1 protein-coding gene and 3 pseudogenes are annotated in these 1392 nt (G+C 56.4%); 2 read left to right on the top strand and 2 right to left on the bottom strand.

Annotated features, from left to right (window positions below; genetic code table 11):
- A pseudogene (locus tag J8I34_RS34035) lies at positions 1–100 on the bottom strand (IS5/IS1182 family transposase); the annotation flags it as partial.
- Positions 101–220: 120 nt separating this feature from the next.
- On the opposite strand from J8I34_RS34035, the gene J8I34_RS34030 reads away from it, so the two are divergent.
- Positions 221–652: a hypothetical protein gene (locus J8I34_RS34030; protein ID WP_245176355.1), complete on the top strand. Its 432-nt coding sequence runs from the start codon at positions 221–223 to the stop codon at positions 650–652.
- 85 nt (positions 653–737) lie between these two features.
- Positions 738–960, top strand: a pseudogene (locus J8I34_RS34025) (transposase); the annotation flags it as partial.
- Here the strand turns inward: J8I34_RS34025 and J8I34_RS34020 are convergent.
- Positions 956–1221: pseudogene (locus J8I34_RS34020) on the bottom strand (transposase); the annotation flags it as partial. The pseudogenes J8I34_RS34025 and J8I34_RS34020 sit on opposite strands and share 5 nt — an antisense overlap.
- Positions 1222–1392 lie beyond the last annotated feature (171 nt).

The raw sequence follows: 1392 nt of genomic DNA, 5'->3' as shown, positions 1-1392 counted from the left end.
GCACGATCGTCGCCAGAAATGCCTCACGTCGCGTCGGCTTACGGTATTGCTCGAATCCAGCCCCTTGATCTGCACCCACTGCCAACGTCATCTGCTTCATGTTCTTCTCTTTGCGCTCTTGATCCCTCACATAACGCTCTTCCTCATGAAGCGGAGGACTTAATCAGCATTGCCTTAATATCAGCCTATCCGACAAACCCGACAGTCATTCGAACACCCAATGAAGTTCTATCACTACACAGCTGTGTCGCTCGCCGAATCCATCCTTTCGAAGGGGATTTCTCTCGGTCACGTTAAACACGGCGACGGCAGCATTCGTAACTCGGTTGTTTGGCTGACGACCGATCCCGAACCCACTGGGCACGGTCTGACCACTGGCCAGGAGGTAATGACCGCCAGTCGCGTGGCATACCTGACAAAGGTCCATGGCGTCGCCCCGCGAAATGGCGTCACCATGAACAAATCGAGGGTGCGCCTGACGGTTGAAATTTCGGATGATAGTGGTTTGATAATGCCATTCGTCGAATATTACGCCCGTCGCGGCGAAAAGCCTGATGAAGCCAAGTTGATGGGTCTCTCCGCGTACGTCGAGAACCCGTGGCAATTGCCGCTGGCAAAAAGGCGCAAGCTTATGAAAACGACCGCCATCTAGGGAAATGCTGAATAAATCAGTGCGCGAGTCATCGCGGGATTGGGTGAGTGCGTTGTCATAGTCATGTCCATGGTTCAGTCCGGTGATGAAGCGACAGATTAGTTTTGCGGAAGCAGAAAGCCACGGCAAGAAGCGGGTGACGCGCCGCCAGCGCTTCCTGACGGAGATGGAGAACGTCGTGCCGTGGTCGCGGCTGATAGCGGCGGTCGAGCCGTACTACCCCAAGGGGAAACGCGGCCGGCCTCCGATCGGTCTGGAGCGGATGGTGCGCATTTACTTCCTCCAGCAGTGGTATGGACTGTCATCGCGGCTCTTCTCCTTGTTCTTGGTCGACGGTGGCGCCTCGATGATGGTGGCATCCACAATCGTACCTTCCTTCATCATCAGCCCTCGCTCGCACAGCATGATGCCAACTCGTCGAACAGCTTTCGCGTCAGTTCATGCGCGACGAGCATGCGGCGAAACTTGAGCAGCGTCGTCGCGTCCGGCACTGCTTCGACCGCCAAGTCGATCCCGGCAAACGCGCGCATTGCCATGCTGTCGTACAGCGCGTCTTCCAGCGCCTCGTCAACCCGGAGATGCACCAGGCTAAGAAAGGCAATGCTTGGCACTTTGGGATGAAAGCTCATATCGGCGTGGATGCGGCTTCTGGGCTGGTACACAGAGGTATTGTCAAATTTGGTGTACGAGGGCTGATCGTGGCCGGTTCTCAGGCGGCGAGTTTCTGCTGATCTGGCGGA

This window comes from Cupriavidus phytohabitans (genome assembly GCF_017815025.1).
Lineage (GTDB): Bacteria > Pseudomonadota > Gammaproteobacteria > Burkholderiales > Burkholderiaceae > Cupriavidus.
This window is presented reverse-complemented; position numbering and strand designations above follow the sequence as displayed.